At 74.6% G+C, this 1,995-nt stretch carries 2 protein-coding genes; both read right to left on the bottom strand.

Annotation, left to right across the window (positions count from 1 at the left end; all coding sequences use genetic code 11):
- A partial coding sequence (locus ABZV34_RS38920) for a ScbA/BarX family gamma-butyrolactone biosynthesis protein (RefSeq protein ID WP_356287852.1) occupies nt 1-947 on the bottom strand: 947 nt, incomplete at its 3' end.
- The gene (locus ABZV34_RS38915; protein WP_356287849.1) at nt 944-1,918 is read right to left on the bottom strand and encodes a nucleoside-diphosphate kinase; all 975 of its coding nucleotides are present in this window, start codon (nt 1,916-1,918) and stop codon (nt 944-946) included. The genes ABZV34_RS38915 and ABZV34_RS38920, both read right to left, overlap by 4 nt.
- Nucleotides 1,919-1,995: the final 77 nt, after the last annotated feature.

Genomic DNA, 1,995 nt, shown 5'->3' with positions numbered 1-1,995 from the left:
CGGGCCGGGACGGCCGGGCCGCGTTCGGCGAACCTGACCCGCGCGTCGGCGACCAGCGCGCCCGGCTGCCGCAACGTGCACTCGACGTCCGCCCCGGGCCGTACCGGTCCGGTCCGGCACTCCACCGGCAGGTCCAGCTCCGCGAAGCTGCGGAACCGGGCGTGCAGGGCGACCGGGTGCGCGGTGGGCGTCAGCAGGACTCCCGCCCGCACGGCGGCGGCGATCGCCAGCTGCCGGAAGGCCTCCAGCTCCAGCATCCCGGGGACGTGGTCGACCCAGTGGTCGAACATGACCGGATGCGAGGTGTCCGGTACCAGACGGGCCGTCAGGCCGTCGTCCGCGGTGGCCCGGACGGGTGAGATCACCGCGTTGGCGGGGTCCCGGCGGCCGACCAGCTCGGGCCGGATCCGTGCCACCGGCGGTGCGATGGGCACGGCGGGCAGCTCCAGCCGGCCGCGCTGGGCCGTACGCAGCCGGGTCCAGTGCCGCGGCGGCATCCAGGAGTAGTCGATGCCGGCCGTCATGACCTCGCGGTTGCCCGCGGTCGCGGTGAAGCGCAGCCGCAGTCCCGTCACCCCCGACCGGCCTCGCGCCCGGTGTTCGATCCGGGCGCTGATGACGACGTCGGCGGGGAACGGGCCCGGTGCCGGCGGCCCGGCGTCCAGCACCTCGAACTCGACGGTCCGTAACAGGAACTTGTGGTCCAGCGGCACGTCCAGGAACCGGTGCGCCACCACGAAGATGCCCTGTCTGCAGGCCTCCAGCAGCATCATGGGGTCATGGCCGGCGCGGGCGCCGAGGGTGTCGTCGTAGAAGGCGTGCAGGCGGGGCAGCTGGGCGGCCAGCACCACCTCGTCCTCGCCGCGGCGTTCCGCGTCCGTCAGGAAGACCTCGGCGACGGCCGCCCGGTGCACCAGCGCCCTGGGCAGGGTCCTGTCGAACTTCATGGGCTGCTCCTTCGGGAGGGGAGGGCACGCAGATCGGCCAGGTGGCGGCGCCACCGCTCGACACCGGCACCGTCCAGTACGGGGGCCCGGCCCGGCTCACGCATGGGCAGCACCTTCGAACCGACCACGACCGTGTCCCACGCGTCCAGCGCCACCTGGTGACGCCACGCGGTCTCCAGCAGCTCACGCGGGGCGGCCGCCGCGTCCAGCCCGGGATGACGGGCGACGGTGTCGCGCAGCCGTTTGAGCGCGGGCTCGAAGTCGAGCTCCCTGGGCTCGGAGCCGGCGTGCAGACGGCCGGCGAGCGCGCGGGCCCGCGCGGACCGGTCCTCCCCGGCCAGGGCCGAGCGGTAGATCCCCGCGCGCTGCTCGTCGTCGAAGTGGACGGCCAGCTCCCGCAGCACGTCGGCGGGTTCGTCGGGGGTGTGCACCAGGTTGAGCAGATAGCTGTAGCGGCCGAGCAGATGACGCAGCTGGCCCGGGACCCGGGCGTCCGGGTCGGTGGGGCCCTTCAGGCGGGTGAGCAGGACGGACGCGGGCACGTCGGTGCCGGCTTCGGAACGCACCAGCAGGACCAGGGAGTCGGTGCTGTCCAGGAAGAGCCCGGCGAGCCGGCGCCGGTAGGGGGTGGCGAGGTTCCACTGGTGGTACCAGAGCGAGCGGATCACGGTCCGGGTGAGCCGGGTCGGCTCCGCGGCGACGATGCGAAAGCCGTGCTCGGCCAGCCAGTCCACCGCGGCGAGCAGTCTGCGGGCGACCACCGCGTCGGGCTTGAGCAGCAGCGCCGCGTGACGGTGGGCGAAGCCGGTGACGTCGGGGGTCAGGGCGGCGAGCTGCTCGTAGCTCTCCTGGTAGTAGGTGTCCGCGCCGTAGAGACGGCGTTTGAGCGGGTCGCAGGCGAGCAGCGGGGACACCTCGATGCCGTGGACGGGCTCGGGCCGGCGCGGGGCGAGGGGGGCCGCGGTGCTCACGCGCGGTCGCTCCCGCCGGTTCGGGCGAGTGCCGCCGCCGGCTCGCGGGACGCGGCGGCACCGAGGTAGCCGACCTT

This window comes from Streptomyces sp. NPDC005195 (assembly GCF_040608315.1).
GTDB lineage: Bacteria > Actinomycetota > Actinomycetes > Streptomycetales > Streptomycetaceae > Streptomyces > Streptomyces kaempferi.
The sequence above is the reverse complement of the archived record's forward strand: the minus strand, read 5'-3'. Positions and strand labels throughout refer to the sequence as shown.